At 47.6% G+C, this 14,796-nt stretch carries 12 protein-coding genes and 1 pseudogene; 11 read left to right on the top strand and 2 right to left on the bottom strand.

What is annotated here, in order from left to right:
- The 4 genes and pseudogenes from AC0TWI_RS09550 (at position 1) to hemG (ending at position 4,614) form a co-directional block, all read left to right on the top strand.
- Entirely contained in the window at positions 1-930 is a 930-nt protein-coding gene (locus AC0TWI_RS09550) for a PLP-dependent cysteine synthase family protein (protein ID WP_488126118.1), read from the top strand.
- A complete protein-coding gene (locus AC0TWI_RS09545) occupies positions 927-2,060 on the top strand; it encodes a bifunctional cystathionine gamma-lyase/homocysteine desulfhydrase (RefSeq protein ID WP_488126117.1) in 1,134 nt (377 codons plus the stop codon). The genes AC0TWI_RS09550 and AC0TWI_RS09545 overlap by 4 nt, the downstream gene beginning before the upstream one ends.
- Before the next feature lie 139 nt (positions 2,061-2,199).
- Positions 2,200-3,089: pseudogene (locus tag AC0TWI_RS09540) on the top strand (DMT family transporter).
- 139 nt (positions 3,090-3,228) lie between these two features.
- Complete coding sequence (hemG, locus tag AC0TWI_RS09535; RefSeq protein ID WP_488126116.1) at positions 3,229-4,614, top strand: protoporphyrinogen oxidase; 1,386 nt, start codon at positions 3,229-3,231, stop codon at positions 4,612-4,614.
- Positions 4,615-4,821: 207 nt separating this feature from the next.
- Here the strand turns inward: hemG and guaC are convergent, their stop codons facing one another.
- Positions 4,822-5,805 carry a GMP reductase gene (gene guaC / locus AC0TWI_RS09530; protein ID WP_488126115.1) on the bottom strand — a complete coding sequence of 328 codons (984 nt, stop codon included), beginning with the start codon at positions 5,803-5,805 and terminating at the stop codon, positions 4,822-4,824.
- Between the two features lie 250 nt (positions 5,806-6,055).
- Between guaC and AC0TWI_RS09525 the strand changes: the two genes are divergently transcribed.
- From AC0TWI_RS09525 to AC0TWI_RS09505, 5 genes are all read left to right on the top strand, one after another.
- On the top strand, positions 6,056-6,805 hold the full coding sequence (locus tag AC0TWI_RS09525) for a DeoR/GlpR family DNA-binding transcription regulator (RefSeq protein ID WP_488126134.1): 750 nt from the start codon (positions 6,056-6,058) through the stop codon (positions 6,803-6,805).
- Complete coding sequence (gene pfkB / locus AC0TWI_RS09520; RefSeq protein WP_488126114.1) at positions 6,805-7,719, top strand: 1-phosphofructokinase; 915 nt, start codon at positions 6,805-6,807, stop codon at positions 7,717-7,719. Before AC0TWI_RS09525 ends, pfkB begins: the two co-directional genes overlap by 1 nt.
- Positions 7,720-7,730: 11 nt before the next feature.
- Entirely contained in the window at positions 7,731-9,599 is a 1,869-nt protein-coding gene (locus AC0TWI_RS09515; RefSeq protein ID WP_488126113.1) for a PTS fructose transporter subunit IIABC, read from the top strand.
- Between the two features lie 160 nt (positions 9,600-9,759).
- Complete coding sequence (locus AC0TWI_RS09510; RefSeq protein WP_488126112.1) at positions 9,760-10,473, top strand: metallophosphoesterase family protein; 714 nt, start codon at positions 9,760-9,762, stop codon at positions 10,471-10,473.
- A gap of 115 nt (positions 10,474-10,588) precedes the next feature.
- On the top strand, positions 10,589-11,650 hold the full coding sequence (locus AC0TWI_RS09505; protein WP_488126111.1) for a permease: 1,062 nt from the start codon (positions 10,589-10,591) through the stop codon (positions 11,648-11,650).
- A 48-nt stretch (positions 11,651-11,698) separates the two neighbouring features.
- Here AC0TWI_RS09505 and AC0TWI_RS09500 read toward each other — a convergent pair whose 3' ends face one another.
- Complete coding sequence (locus AC0TWI_RS09500; protein ID WP_488126110.1) at positions 11,699-12,091, bottom strand: hypothetical protein; 393 nt, start codon at positions 12,089-12,091, stop codon at positions 11,699-11,701.
- 227 nt (positions 12,092-12,318) lie between these two features.
- Between AC0TWI_RS09500 and AC0TWI_RS09495 the strand changes: the two genes are divergently transcribed.
- Both AC0TWI_RS09495 and AC0TWI_RS09490 read left to right on the top strand, forming a co-directional pair.
- On the top strand, positions 12,319-13,410 hold the full coding sequence (locus AC0TWI_RS09495) for a GGDEF domain-containing protein (protein ID WP_488126109.1): 1,092 nt from the start codon (positions 12,319-12,321) through the stop codon (positions 13,408-13,410).
- Positions 13,411-13,557: 147 nt separating this feature from the next.
- Positions 13,558-14,712: an acyl-CoA dehydrogenase family protein gene (locus tag AC0TWI_RS09490; protein ID WP_488126108.1), complete on the top strand. Its 1,155-nt coding sequence runs from the start codon at positions 13,558-13,560 to the stop codon at positions 14,710-14,712.
- Positions 14,713-14,796: the final 84 nt, after the last annotated feature.

Below are 14,796 nucleotides of genomic sequence, written 5' to 3'. Positions count from 1 at the left end.
ATGAAGTTCGCAAAAAACATTCAACAATTGATCGGTCATACTCCGTTGCTAGAATTGACCGCCTTTCCTCTGCCGGAAGGAGTCAGGCTGTTTGCTAAATTGGAATTTTTTAATCCCGGCGGCAGTGTAAAAGACAGACTCGGCCAATATTTGCTTGAACAGGCTTTTCGTTCAAGAAAATTGCAGAGGGGCGGCACGGTGATTGAGCCGACTGCCGGAAATACAGGCATCGGTTTGGCGCTTGCGGCGATTCACTACGGAGTGAAGGCTGTATTCGTCACACCGGAGAAATTCAGCAGGGAAAAGCAAATCTTGATGAAGGCACTCGGAGCAGAGGTGGTTAATACGCCGACAGAACTTGGGATGGAAGGCGCGATCAAAAAAGCTGAAGAACTGCTTCAAACAATTCCAGGTTCCTATTCTCCGGGGCAATTTCAAAATGAATGGAACCCTGCCACTTACTATGAAACGCTCGGTCCCGAACTTGAAGAGGCCATGGACGGACAGATTGATATATTTGTAGCGGGAGCGGGATCCGGAGGGACGTTTACCGGAACTGCCCGCTATTTAAAGGATCAAATCCCAGGCGTCCGCTGTGTCGTCGTTGAGCCTGAAGGCTCCATATTGAACGGCGGGGAGCCGGGAAGCCATCTGACAGAAGGAATCGGCATGGAATTCCTTCCGCCATTTATCGACACGGCATTGTTCGATGGAATTTATACGATATCCGATCGGGACGCATTCCATCATCTAAAGGAAGCGGCAAGGCTCGAAGGCCTATTGGTCGGGAGCTCTTCCGGAGCTGCGCTGGCTGCCGCGTTGAAGGAAGCGGAACAGGCACAGCCCGGAAGCAATATTGTCACCATTTTTCCTGATAGCAGCGAACGATATATAAGCAGCGGAATATATGACGAGGTGAAGCAAGGATGAAAAAGAAAACCCAATTGATACACGGCGGAATCAGCAGGGATCCATATACTGGTGCAGTATCAATGCCGATCTACCAGTCGAGCACATTTAAGCAGGACGGCGTCGGCAATTTCAAATATGAATATGCAAGAACAGGCAATCCGACGAGGGAAGCGCTGGAAAAGCTGATTGCGGATATCGAAGGCGGCGCCCGCGGGTTTGCGTTCGGATCCGGTATGGCTGCCATCACGGCGGTTGTCCAGCTTTTCTCATCTGGCGATCATCTGATTCTGACTGATGATGTATACGGCGGTACTTTCCGTGTTATGACGAAGGTTTTCAACCGTTTTGGCATAGATGTTTCCTTTATTGATACAACGGATCTGGAAGCGATCAAGGCGGAGATTCAACCTGAGACAAAGGCAATCTATGTTGAGACGCCGACGAATCCGCTTTTGAAAGTGACGGATATCAGGGCGGCCAGTGAGATTGCCAAAGAGAACGATTTGCTCTTCATCGTTGACAACACATTCAGCACGCCTTACTGGCAGAACCCGATTGCACTCGGTGCGGATATTGTCCTTCACAGTGCGACGAAGTATCTTGGCGGGCACAGTGATGTAGTGGCTGGTCTCGTTGTTACGGCAACAGAAGAACTCGGAGAGGACCTTCATTTTATCCAAAACTCCACCGGGGGGATATTGGGACCGCAGGACAGCTGGATTTTGATGAGGGGCATCAAAACGCTCGGTATCCGCATGGAGGAAATTGAGTCGAATACAAAAGCAATTGTAAAGATGCTCCAAGAAGAGGAAGCAGTCGGCAAGATTTTCTATCCGGGTCTCGCGAATCATCCCGGACATGAAATCCACCAATCCCAAGCTGGCGGATTTGGAGGCATGGTCTCCTTCACGGTAGAAAGTGAGGAAAAAGCGCGGGAAGTTGTGAAAAACGTCCGCTATTTCACATTGGCAGAAAGCCTCGGCGCTGTCGAAAGCCTAATCTCTATTCCTGCTCTAATGACCCATGCTTCGATTCCTCGGGAACGGAGACTGGAACTGGGCATTGAGGATGGACTTGTACGGATTTCAGTAGGGCTCGAAGATGCCGAAGACCTGGTCGATGATTTACGCTCAGCGTTGCATCAATAAGAAGACTCAAGAAGCTGCGGAAACGGAATTCCGCAGCTTCTTTGCGTCTCTCATGTATGGAGACAGCGAAAAGGTATACGGAAAATCCCCATCAGTATAGAATAGAACAGTTAGCATTTGATATGGAAAGGTGATAGGGATGTTAAGAGCATATACTTGGCTGATATTTTGTGTACTGGTGTGGGGAAGCAACTTTGTCTTTGGAAAGCTGCTAGTTCGGGATTTCTCCCCAGCGCTGTTAACATCACTTAGACTTCTGTTTATTGTTCTATTTTTGATTGGATTATCCGCTTGCAAAAAACAATTTAGGCGTGTGAACAAAACGGATTTGCTCGCACTGGTCTTCCTTGGGATCGTAGGGGTGTTTATCAACCAGTGGTCTTTCTTTGAAGGCCTCGAAACCGCTGATCCAACAACATCGGCATTGATATTGGCGACTACCCCGATCTTAACAGGTGTGTTGGCTGCGATTTTTTTGAAAGAAAAATTTACGATCCGTATGCTTTTGGGCTCTCTCGTCGAATCATCGGGATTTATTTTGTCGTAACAAAAGGGAATACCTCTTCTTTGCAGATTGATAAAGGCCTCCTGTGGATTGTTGTCACAATGGTGACGTTTGCGATCATGATTATCATGACGAGGCTGCTTGCCAGCCGGATTGACCCCCATACGATTACGCTCTACTCAAATGTAGTCGGCTTGATCGTGTCACTTCCTTTCGTCTTGTTACTGGACAACCCTCTAAAAGTGAGCTCCAAACTGCCGGATTGGTTATTTTTGATTGGAACTGCAATCGTTGTACATGGCATCGCCACGTTGATTTGGAATAAGAACATTGGACATGTTGACGCATCAAAAGCTTCCATTTTATCGAATCTGGAACCTTTTGTCGCCATGGTCATGGGACTCCTTTTGTTGTCCAAACCGATAACTGGCGCTGAGATTTTTGGATCGCTGTTCATCGTAGGAGGAGTTTTGTTGTCTACTTATCAGAGACGAAAATTGAGAAGCCGGTCGGATGGGGCATAGGAGAATCCTTTTTAGGAAATAAGAACAATTGGTGAAGCTGCAGCGGAAATTCCGTTGCAGCTTCTTTCTCTATAGAAGCTGTCTGCGTCCTCATGTGGTACACTTTGGTTGAGAAAACCAATTACAGAGGTGTCATACAATGAAAACGGTATTGGTCGTTGGCGGAGGGATCACAGGTTTGTCCGCCGCTTATGAATTGGATAAATGGAAAAAGGAAACAAATGCGGATATCCGGTTAGTTTTGGCTGAGGCCGGGCAAGAACTTGGAGGAAAAATTTCAACTGCAGCGGATGAAGAATTCATTATGGAAACTGGCGCCGATTCAATCGTTACCAGGAAAATCGATCAGGGGCTGATCGATGAACTCGGCATCGGCGAGGAAGTGGTGTATAACGCAACGGGCCAATCCTTCATCTATGTTGACGGTGAACTGAAATCCATCCCGGCTGACTCCGTGTTCGGCATTCCGGCGGGCGTGAAGTCGCTTGCGGAAAGCACATTGGTGTCCGCAGAGGGAAAGGTAGCGGCACTTAAAGACCTATATACAGAGAATGACCGGTTTACGGAAAAAGATTCAATCGGATCTTTCCTTGAATATTTTCTCGGTAAAGAACTGGTGGAAAAACAAATCTCCCCTGTTCTGTCTGGTGTTTATTCGGGAAAGCTCAGCGACTTGACGATCGCTTCTACTCTGCCGGCCGTTCTGCAGTATAAGGAGAAATACGGAAGCATCATGAAAGGGTTCGAGGAGAATCTGTCATCTTACCAAAATGCGGCCGGGAAGAAATTCCTCTCTTTTGAGAAGGGTCTGCAAACCCTGATCCATGCTTACGAAAATAAGCTGAATGACACAGAGGTATTGAAGGATCACCGAGTAGAGAAGATTGAGAAAACCAGCAGCTCCTACAATGTCACGTTCCAGAATGGGGAAAGGCTCGAAGCAGACGCCATCATTTTGAGCGTGCCCCATACTGCAGTAATCGGCTTGCTCGGAGACGAGGAAGTTGACCGTGTGCTGTCCCAGCTCAGAACGAGCTCGCTGATCAGTGCCTATGTTGGCTTCTCAGTGCCTGATAACATATTGCCGGCGGACGGCACAGGTTTCATTGCGGCGAATCAGCATGAACTCTCCTGCAATGCGTGCACATGGACAAGCCGTAAGTGGGAGCATACATCAAAGAACAACCAGCTGCTCGTCAGGCTTTTTTACAAAAGTGCCCATCCGAAATTCCCTGAACTGCGGGAAATGAAGGAAGAGGAATTATTAGAGGTCGCTTTGGAGGATATCCGGAAAGCGCTCGGGATCACGGCGGAACCCGAGTCTCACGTGATCACCAAATGGACTGACAATATGCCGAACTACCAAATCACACATCCGCAAACTGTTGCTGATTTGGAAGCCATCCTGGACCGGGATTACCCTGGCATTCTTCTCGCCGGCTGTTCTTACTATGGGGTCGGCATTCCGGATTGTATGGAAAACGGAAAGAAACAGGCAGAGCGCATCATTCAAGAACTTTCCTGAGTAGGTTGTGTTATCGTGCCCGTATCTAGAAAGCGGTTTAACTACCATTCAACAAAAAAAGGATGCGAACTCATAATTGAGCTTGCATCCTTTTTTGCAAAGCAAATGTAAGTGAGGAATGATGAATCCTAAACCATAATATAAAAAAAGCCTGAATCCACGATTGCTTGGCCATCGTAAATTCAGGCTTTATCTTTCAGCTGCTAATCAATACACCCGGTCGCCGTTAAAGATGGAATTCTTAACGACCACATAATCAACTGTCCGGATCGCATCCAATTTATCGCCGCCTGCATATGAAATGGAAGACTGCAGGTCTTGTTCCATTTCAGTAAGCGTGTCTTGGAGTGCGCCTTTATGCTCGACATACATTTTCTTGCCCTCAACGTTCCGCTTTTCCCCTTTTTGGAACTCAGAAGCAGAACCGAAGTATTCTTTAAAGATTTTGCCATCCTTAACGACTGTTTCGCCAGGAGACTCGTCATGGCCGGCAAACAAAGAGCCGATCATGACCATTGATGCGCCGAAACGGACAGATTTAGCGATATCGCCGTGGGTACGGATTCCTCCGTCAGCGATGATCGGTTTAGTGGCTGCTTTTGCGCACCAGCGAAGTGCCGCCAATTGCCAGCCGCCTGTTCCAAAACCGGTCTTGATTTTCGTTATGCACACCTTACCTGGCCCGATTCCAACCTTTGTCGCATCGGCTCCGGCATGCTCCAGCTCACGTACGGCTTCAGGAGTCCCGACATTGCCGGCAATAACAAAGCTTTCCGGCAGCCATTTTTTCACATGCTGGATCATTGCGATCACTGAATTGGAGTGACCGTGGGCGACATCAATCGTAATATATTCTGGAACGAGCTTTGCCTCGGCCAGTTCTTCAATGAAAGTATATTCCTCGGTCTTCGTTCCTACACTGATGGACGCGAATAGCCCACGTGCTTGCATATCTTTAACAAAGTCCACGCGCAGCTCTGGTTGGAAACGGTGCATGATGTAGAAATACCCGTTTTCAGCGAGATAAATGGCCATCTTTTCATCAATAATCGTCTGCATATTTGCAGGAACTACAGGAAGCTTGAATGTACGTCCGCCGAACTTGACAGTCGTATCACATTCGGAACGGCTATCAACGACACATTTTGCAGGAATCAATTGAATATCTTCATAATCAAATACATTTTCCATGATGAACACCTCTAAATACGAATATTATTATTTAATCTTAATTTTATTGTTCGCTTTACGTTTATTAATGTACTAGATTCAAAGTGAAATGTCAAAATTTTTTTATGAAATTTATATTTAGCCAATTGGTTGACGAAATGATGAATGTTATTGAGTGGATATGAGTGTTTATGGATGTTTTTGATTGAAAGTTACTGTTTTTCGGCGTAAAATGAGTAAAAGAAAAGAAGAAGTGAATGAGGTGGGACGATTGCTCACAGAAGAAAGACATCAAATCATCTTGCAGCTGCTCCAAGAGAAACAAGTATGCAAACTGCAGGATTTTATCGATGCGACAGGGTCTTCGGAATCTACAGTCCGGAGAGATCTTAGCCAGTTGGAGGAAGAAAAAAAATTAGTCCGAGTTCATGGCGGCGCCTCTCTATTAAAGCAAAAACGCGCGGAAGCAAGCATGGTGGAAAAGTCTGTGAAACATAGAGAAGAAAAGAAGCGGATTGCATCCTTTGCAGCAAGTCTCGTTCAAAAAGGGGATTGTATCTATCTTGATGCCGGCACGACCACTCTTGCAATGGTTCCATTTCTGCGAGGGAAGGAAATCACCGTGGTAACAAATGCTGTCAATCATTCGCTTGCCTTAATGGAGGCAGGGATTCCGACATTTTTATCTGGCGGGTACCTGAAAGCGAATACAGGTGCGTTGATCGGACAGGGAGCACTTCAGGGCATCAGCCGGTACAACTTTGATAAATGTTTCATTGGGTCAAACGGCATCCATCCATCTGCCGGTTTTACTACTCCCGATCCGGAAGAGGCGCTGATCAAACGGACAGCAATGGATCGGTCTCTGGAATGCTATGTAATGGCGGATGCTTCGAAGTTTATGGAAGTCACTTTTACCCAAATCGCGGAAGCGGATAAAGGGATTGTTCTTACAAATAGGATCGAAGATGAGTTGCGCAGCATGTTCGATGGAAAAACAACAATCAAGGAAGTGGAATGATGATTTATACAGTGACATTTAATCCGGCAATCGATTATATCGTCCATCTGGACCATTTGCAGCCAGGCGGCTTGAATCGCTCAAATGCGACCGCAACGTTTGCTGGCGGAAAGGGAATTAACGTATCGAGAGTGCTGAACAGGCTGGGTGCTGAAACAACAGCTTTAGGCTTTTTAGGCGGCTTCACCGGAGAATTTATCAAAAAAGAGCTGGATAGGGATGGGATTGCCCATCATTTCATCCAAGTTGCCGAGGATACAAGAATCAATGTAAAAATCAAGGCAGAAGAAGAAACCGAAATTAATGGGCAAGGTCCGGTCATCAACAGGGAAGCGAGGGAAGAATTCGCAAGATGCATAGAGAGACTCCTGCCGGGGGATATTTTGCTTCTGGCTGGAAGCGCCCTTTCCTCGTTGCCGCTTGAGTTTTACCAAACCATCCTTACCATGGCTTCTGATCGAGGTGCGAAGACGGTAGTGGATACGAGCGGCCCTTTGCTCGGTTTGCTGGCAGGGCAAAAGCCGTTTTTGATGAAGCCAAATCATCATGAGCTCGGGGAATTGTTCGGGGAGAAGGTCAAATCAATCGATCAAGCGGCAGAAATGGCGAAACGGCTGACCGGGCTAGGGGTTAAAAATGTGATTGTTTCGATGGCCGCGGAGGGAGCTCTATTCGTAAATGCGGATGTTGTGCTTTTTGCTGCCCCTCCAAAAGGACAGGTCGTCAATTCTGTTGGAGCGGGAGATTCGATGGTAGCCGGTTTCCTCGCCGGATACTCAGCGGGAGAGTCGAGAGAAGCAGCTTTCCGCTATAGCGTCGCTGCAGGCAGTGCGACTGCATTTTCTGAGGATTTATGCACAAGGGATGCGGTGGAGAAGCTTCTTCCTGATGTCAAAGTGGAACGGATCGTATAGGAGGAGAATTCATGAAAATAACAGATTTGCTGACAAAAGAGACAATGATTCTTAAGTTGCACTCCGATTCAAAAGCGGCTGTGATTGACGAGCTTTCCGGCCAATTGGACAAAGCAGGCAAGTTGAATGATGTGGCGTTATATAGAGAGGCAATTTTAGCAAGGGAGAAACAGAGCACGACAGGTATCGGCGAAGGGATCGCCATTCCCCATGCAAAGACAGCGGCGGTAAAAACACCGGCGATTGCTTTTGGGCGCTCAAAGACAGGGATTGATTACGAGGCATTGGATAGACAGCCAAGCCATTTGTTTTTCATGATTGCTGCGCCTGAAGGAGCGAATGATACTCATCTGGAGACCTTGGCAAAACTGTCCTCCCTGCTAATGGATCCGTCCTTCCGCGGGAAATTGGAAGAAGCAGAAACAGAAGATGAAGTGATTGCCGCAATAAATGAAGCGGAGCAGCAAGGGGATGAGGAAGTAGAAGCAAATAAACCGATCGGAAATGCGAAGGTATTGGCAGTGACTGCCTGTCCAACGGGGATTGCCCATACGTATATGGCCGCCGATGCCCTGAAAACGAAAGCGAAAGAAATGGGTGTCGACATAAAGGTTGAAACGAATGGATCAGGCGGAGTCAAAAATGGCCTGACAGCTCAGGAAATCGAGGAAGCGAGCGCCATTATCGTGGCAGCGGACAAGCAGGTGGAAATGAACCGGTTTGCCGGAAAACATGTAATCCAAGTGCCGGTCGCCCAAGGCATCCGCAACCCTGAGCAATTGATCAATCGGGCGCTCCGGCAAGATGCTCCGATTTTTAAGGGGAATGGCCAAAGTGAAGGTTCAAAAGAAGAGAAAAGCGGAGGGGTTGTCGGCGGATTTTATAAGCATTTGATGAATGGCGTGTCCAATATGCTTCCGTTTGTCGTCGGAGGCGGTATTTTAATCGCCATTTCATTCTTTTTCGGCATCCACGCCTCAGATCCGGCAGACCCAAGTTACAATCCAATTGCAAAGGCGCTGAATGATATTGGCGGCGGGAATGCTTTTACGCTGATGATTCCGGTTCTCGCCGGATTTATCGCCATGAGTATCGCAGACCGCCCGGGATTTGCCCCTGGTATGGTCGGCGGGTTGATTGCGTTCAACGGTGAAGCCGGATTCCTCGGCGGCTTGATTGCGGGATTTCTCGCCGGCTATGCCGTACTAGGCATCAAGCGGGCATTCCGATCTTTGCCAGCCTCGTTAGAAGGGCTGAAGCCAGTGCTGATCTACCCTCTGCTTGGCATCCTGATTACAGGTTTGATCATGATGTTCGGCGTAATAGGACCAGTCAAAGCATTGAATGAAGCTATCGTCCATTTTCTATCCGATCTTGGCACCGGGAATCTCGTCTTGTTCGGTCTTTTGCTTGGCGGCATGATGGCAATCGACATGGGAGGGCCAATCAATAAGGCGGCTTTCACGTTCGGTATTGCCATGATCGAAGCCGGCAATTTCGCACCGCATGCAGCGATCATGGCCGGAGGTATGGTTCCTCCGCTCGGCCTTGCGCTCGCGACGACACTCTTTAAGAAGAAGTTTACGAAGCAGGAGCGGGATGCAGGAAAAACATGCTATGTGATGGGTCTTTCCTTCATTACTGAAGGCGCCATCCCCTTTGCAGCGGCAGACCCTGGCCGGGTCATCCCTGCTGCGGTGGCAGGTTCTGCGGTTGCCGGTGCATTATCGATGGCATTCGGCATCGGCTTGCCGGCGCCGCACGGCGGTATCTTCGTATTCCCGGTAGTCCAAGGCAGCCCATTCCTTTACTTGCTTGCTGTTGTGATCGGTGCCATCGTCACCGCTCTCATTGCCGGCCTTTTGAAAAAGGAAGTTTGATATCTCGAAAAGAAGCGAAAGGAATTTCGCTTCTTTTTTTATTAATTTCTTGAAATGGTATACTTGGGGAAAACGTTCCAGCATCAGATTTTCAGAAGGAGATTCGGGGTATGGAGAAACAAGGGAACAATACATAGAGTGAAGGAGAGTGCTGTCTTTTATGAAACTAGCATTTATTTCAGACATTCACGGGAATGCTGTTGCACTTGAGGCCGTGCTGGATGATATCCAAAAGAAGAACATCAACTCGGTATATGTTCTTGGCGACATCGCATTCAGAGGTCCGGAGCCGAAAAAATGCATTCAGCTTGTCCAATCACTGAACACTGGCGTGATCAAGGGGAATGCTGACGAATGGGTTGTACGCGGAATTCATCGAGGGGAAGTGCCTGATGGGGCACTGGAAATCATGAATCAGGAGAGGGATTGGATTGCGTCAAAGCTGGACGAAGAGGATACAGGCTATTTGGAAGGGTTGCCGAAAGAAATGAAACTTGAGCTTGACGGACTATCCATTCATGCTTTCCATGCAACACCTGATAGTTTGTTTGAGGTTGTTCCTCCGAGTGCGGAGGATACCGTCCTGGAAACGAAGCTGATGAAAACGCCGGCCGACTTGTATATTTACGCTCATATTCACAAACCATATATCAAATTCCTGAATGGGAAAGTCGTTATGAATATTGGTAGTGTAGGCCTGCCGTTTGACGGGCTGAGGAAAGCATCCTACGGGATCGTCGAGTGCCATGAAGGAAGATTGAGAACCTCGATTGAGCGGGTTCCATACGATTATGAGGAAGTGATCGGGCAATATAAGGATCTGCAATATCCGAATGAAAAGATGGCTGACGTGATCCGTGATGCAAAAATATGATCCGGAATCTTTCTTGGGAAAGGACAAACATGGTATAATTGTTCAGTTGTCTTATTTTTGCTTTCAGAGAGCAAAATAGGCCAGACGACAATTTATTATTGGAGGTATTGCCGTAATGGCACAAACTCATAATCCGGCGCAACAATCGCACCAAAAAAAGATTCTTGTGCCGGTTATTATATTTGCGATCGTGGCAATTGCCGGACTTGCGTATGTGAAGTGGATCCCTTACTACGGAAAGTCGATGCTTGCCGCAAATACTCATTCGATTGGCGACTCGATTTTGGGGGATCCGGCAAATCAGGCAGCTTCATGGGCGGGTGCGTGGAGCTATGCCGTCACCTATTTCCAATCTGTCTGGAAAGCGGCGGTCCTGGGCATTATCCTTGGCTCGCTCATTCAAGTTCTTTTGCCTGCCAATTGGTTAATGAAAGTTCTCGGGAAGACGAATTTCGGAAGCACGGCAGTCGCAGGCCTCGCCTCTCTTCCAGGCATGATGTGCACTTGCTGTGCAGCTCCGGTAGCAGCCGGTCTCAGGAAGAAACAAGCATCTGTCGGGGCAAGCCTGGCGTTTTGGCTCGGCAACCCGACGCTGAATCCGGCAGCTCTTATCTTCATGACGTTTGTACTGTCTTGGAAATTTACGCTGCTCCGGCTTGTGTTTGGTATTGCCCTGACATTTGGGGTCAGCTATTTGGCCAACCGGCTTGTCCCGGCAACGGAGAAGGTGGATATGGACCAAGTGCTGAAAGACGCAGAGGAGGAAGAAAAAGGGCCGCTCTTCACCCGCTGGTTGAAAAGCCTTGGAAGCATGACGCTCTATATTGTACCTGCCTATTTCCTTTCGGTGCTCTTGATGGGCGCGGTCCGTGTCTGGCTGTTCCCGCATGTCAGTGAGGCGGCATCCAATTCATTGCTGACAATCATTCTTTTCTCGCTTGCCGGCATGCTGTTCGTTATTCCAACAGCTGCAGAAATACCGATCATCCAGACCTTTATGTCCTTCGGGCTTGGAGGCGGTCCTGCCGCAGCGCTGCTGATTACCCTTCCTGCCATCAGCCTGCCGTCGTTGTTGCTTGTCGCCCGTTCTTTCCCGCGGAAAGTTCTCTGGTTTACAGCCGCTTCGGTTGTGGTGCTTGGCATCGTCAGCGGCATGATAGGAAAGTTTCTTTTATAATGAAGAAAAGCTGTCCGTTTGCGGGCAGCTTTTTGTCTATAAAGTCTATCAGTGTTCTCTTACAGTAATGGCTGGGGAGAAGGAGACAGTCCTGCAGTCCTCAATGTCTTCGTTCTTCAATAAGCCGAGTTCTATGGCAGAGGCAATCTTAATAGGATTCGGCTTTTTCACCGTCTCGATCAGTTCTTCAAGCTGCAGTTTTTCCAGACGGTGAACGGCCTCCTCTGTAAAACCTTCTGACCTTCGGATTTGCCGCTGCACGCTCCAGCCTGCAATTTTCAGCTCGCCTTTTTGCTGCATGCCGAATGTCTCATCAAAAAAATCGTGAAATTGAAGCTTCAACTCATTTAATTTCCTGTCAATCTCCTTTTTCTGTTTTGTCAGCTGATGGTAAGTTTCAAGCATCTCACCTGTAATCTGTATAGCTTGTCTTTTGGCCATGCCACTCTTCCTCCCAATAACGTTATTCGCTCAAACATATGGAGAGGAAATGCTTTCTATGCCTCTTTTTGTTCAAGAACCTTATGGTAAAAAATAGAAAACAGCTTGAAAAACGGTTATGGATGCAATATGATGAAAGCAAAAGCAGTAATTTCGTGTTAGCAGTCGGTAATTTCTTCACCGATTTATTCTTTAAGGAATTGCGAATACATTTAGGGGATGGCATCATGCATGCTGTGATTCAGTCCAGCTTATCCAATATAGCGATCATTTTTTTGATGCATTTATGCATTGAAGTGTTGATCAGTAAGCGGGGAAAACTGCCCCGTTTTGTCTTTTTTACGGGGATGGTAGGAATTGTTACGCTAGCCGTAGGGGCAATGTTTTATCTGCCAATCCATTATGGAGGCTATTCTGTCGATTTGCGGGCCATCCCGCTTCTCTTTTTCTCATTTATGTGGGGGTGGAGATACGTTCTTCCCGCCCTTGCCTTGTCGAGTATTTGGAGTTTGAGCATCGGAGGCGTGGAAGCCATTTATCCAGTCGTTTTTGGAATGGTTCTTCCAGTCGCCGTGACACTCGTATTTTGCACACGCTACAAAAGGAAGATCGGATCATTTTCCCTCTTCCTCCTAATCCTTTTTACTTGGGTCGTGTCCGATTTTCCTTTCCTGTTAAGCGGAATCGCCAGCGGACCAAAAGGCCTGTTTTTCTTGCGTCTTGTTCTGTTCCAGCTCACTTCTTATATCCTTTATTTCTTTATTCGGGCTTCTGCAGGCGAAAACAAATTGAAGGAACAGCTCCGTTACTTTGCGGAACGCGATCCTCTCACCGGTCTGCTGAACATTAGAACATTCGGAATGAAGATACTTGATGCCAAGCAAAAGGATAAGCGAATGTTTATCTCCATGATTGATATTGACCATTTCAAACAGATCAATGATACATTTGGGCACTTACAAGGTGATGCGATATTAAGGAGTGTAGCCGGTGAACTTAGCTGCCTTGTTTCAGAACTGAGCAATGAGGCAGAGTTAGGGAGATATGGCGGTGAAGAATTCATTTTGTACATGCCGGCAGAAACGGAAGCGGTTATGAAAGTTGCAGCTGAACGGCTTCGGGACGCTCTGGAAAGAAAACAATTTTTCGCAGAGGGTACCAGGCAAAAGGAGAGGGTTCTTCTGACGATTTCAATCGGGATCGCCGAAATGAGGAACACCGACCAGTTTTACGAGGCTGTTGAATTGGCGGATCATTCTCTGTATAAATCAAAAAATAGCGGCCGTAATCAAATCCATTTTGCCGGGTCTACTTCATAGCGGTAAGGTAGCACGGATCACCAATGAGGCGATCCGTGTTTTTTTCGTTTGCGTTCCATACAGCCAATGGTTTGACAAGAAAATCCATGTGACATACGATTAATCATAGCTGAAGAGTCGGAATAAATTTCCTTGGGAGTGGATAGGATGCTTGAACTATTTACCAAGACAGAGCGCCAGAGAAATTGGCTGGATAAACTCGAAAAGAAAAAAGCGCGAATTGCCGATAAAGCTGTACAAGTGGATGAAGAAGCCTCTTTTCCATTTGAAGCATTTGAGGAATTGAAGAAGATAGGATACACGGCGTTCACATTGCCAGAATCTTACGGCGGGGGAGGGGCTGGAGTATATGATCTTCTTCTCGTGCAGGAGACACTCGCAAGCTATGATGCGAACGCGGCTCTGTCGATCGGCTGGCACATGAGTGTTGTCGGCGAAATTTATGAGAGGAAGCGATGGACAGAGGATCAGCTCGCCGCCTTTGCGAAAAAGGTGCTTGATGGTGCAATCGTCAATCGGTCTGTTACAGAAGCAGAAACAGGGAGCCCGACAAGAGGCGGCCGGCCGCAAACGACTGCCAAGAAACGGGACGGAAAATACGTGCTTAACGGCAGAAAGACATTCACGACTGCGTCTCCAGTCCTCACTGATATCCTCGTCTCTGCTTGGATAGAAGAGGACGAGACAATCGGTTTCTTTTTGACGCCCCGGGATACGAAGGGGATGGATATAGAGGAAACATGGGATGTTCTGTCAATGAGAGGAACAGGAAGCCATGATCTTGTACTGAAGGATGTGGTTGTCGACGCTTCCCAGCTTGTGGAGATAGGAATGGATCGAAGCGGTTCGCTGAATGGCTGGATGCTCCATATTCCCGCCTGCTACCTTGGTATCGCACAGGCAGCAAGAGATTACGCGATTGATTTTGCCAATCAGCATTCTCCGAACAGTATCAAGGGAACAATCAGCCAATTGCCGAATGTCCAGCAGCAGCTTGGGGAGATCGACTTGGAACTCATCAAGGCAAGGCATGTTTTGTACAGCATTGCCGAGGCGTACGATGATCCCATGAGGCGGCCATATATGGAAAATGAACTGTCGGTTGCCAAGCATGCTGTTACAAATGCTGCTCTTACTGTAGTCGATAAGGCGATGCGGGTTGTCGGAGCGAAAAGCCTGCAGCGGAGTAATCCACTGCAGCGATACTACCGAGATGTACGTGCAGGATTGCATAATCCCCCAATGGATGACATGACCATTAAAAAGCTCGCCCTTTCTGCCATCAAAGCAAAGGAAGATTGATCATTTATTCTTTACGGCAGGGGAGCACAAAGACAATTTTTCGCCATAACTTCGGAGAAAAACGGATAAAAAACGACTGGAAAA

Source organism: Lederbergia sp. B243.17 (assembly GCF_057657925.1).
This window is presented reverse-complemented; position numbering and strand designations above follow the sequence as displayed.

What these genes read in the sequence shown, in the direction of transcription:
- AC0TWI_RS09550 (WP_488126118.1), top strand. Translation starts at nt 1, where the DNA reads ATGAAGTTCGCAAAAAACATTCAACAATTGATCGGTCATACTCCGTTG.
- AC0TWI_RS09545 (WP_488126117.1), top strand. Translation starts at nt 927, where the DNA reads ATGAAAAAGAAAACCCAATTGATACACGGCGGAATCAGCAGGGATCCA.
- hemG (WP_488126116.1), top strand. Translation starts at nt 3,229, where the DNA reads ATGAAAACGGTATTGGTCGTTGGCGGAGGGATCACAGGTTTGTCCGCC.
- guaC (WP_488126115.1), bottom strand. Translation starts at nt 5,805, where the DNA reads ATGGAAAATGTATTTGATTATGAAGATATTCAATTGATTCCTGCAAAA.
- pfkB (WP_488126114.1), top strand. Translation starts at nt 6,805, where the DNA reads ATGATTTATACAGTGACATTTAATCCGGCAATCGATTATATCGTCCAT.
- AC0TWI_RS09515 (WP_488126113.1), top strand. Translation starts at nt 7,731, where the DNA reads ATGAAAATAACAGATTTGCTGACAAAAGAGACAATGATTCTTAAGTTG.
- AC0TWI_RS09510 (WP_488126112.1), top strand. Translation starts at nt 9,760, where the DNA reads ATGAAACTAGCATTTATTTCAGACATTCACGGGAATGCTGTTGCACTT.
- AC0TWI_RS09505 (WP_488126111.1), top strand. Translation starts at nt 10,589, where the DNA reads ATGGCACAAACTCATAATCCGGCGCAACAATCGCACCAAAAAAAGATT.
- AC0TWI_RS09500 (WP_488126110.1), bottom strand. Translation starts at nt 12,091, where the DNA reads ATGGCCAAAAGACAAGCTATACAGATTACAGGTGAGATGCTTGAAACT.
- AC0TWI_RS09495 (WP_488126109.1), top strand. Translation starts at nt 12,319, where the DNA reads ATGCATGCTGTGATTCAGTCCAGCTTATCCAATATAGCGATCATTTTT.
- AC0TWI_RS09490 (WP_488126108.1), top strand. Translation starts at nt 13,558, where the DNA reads ATGCTTGAACTATTTACCAAGACAGAGCGCCAGAGAAATTGGCTGGAT.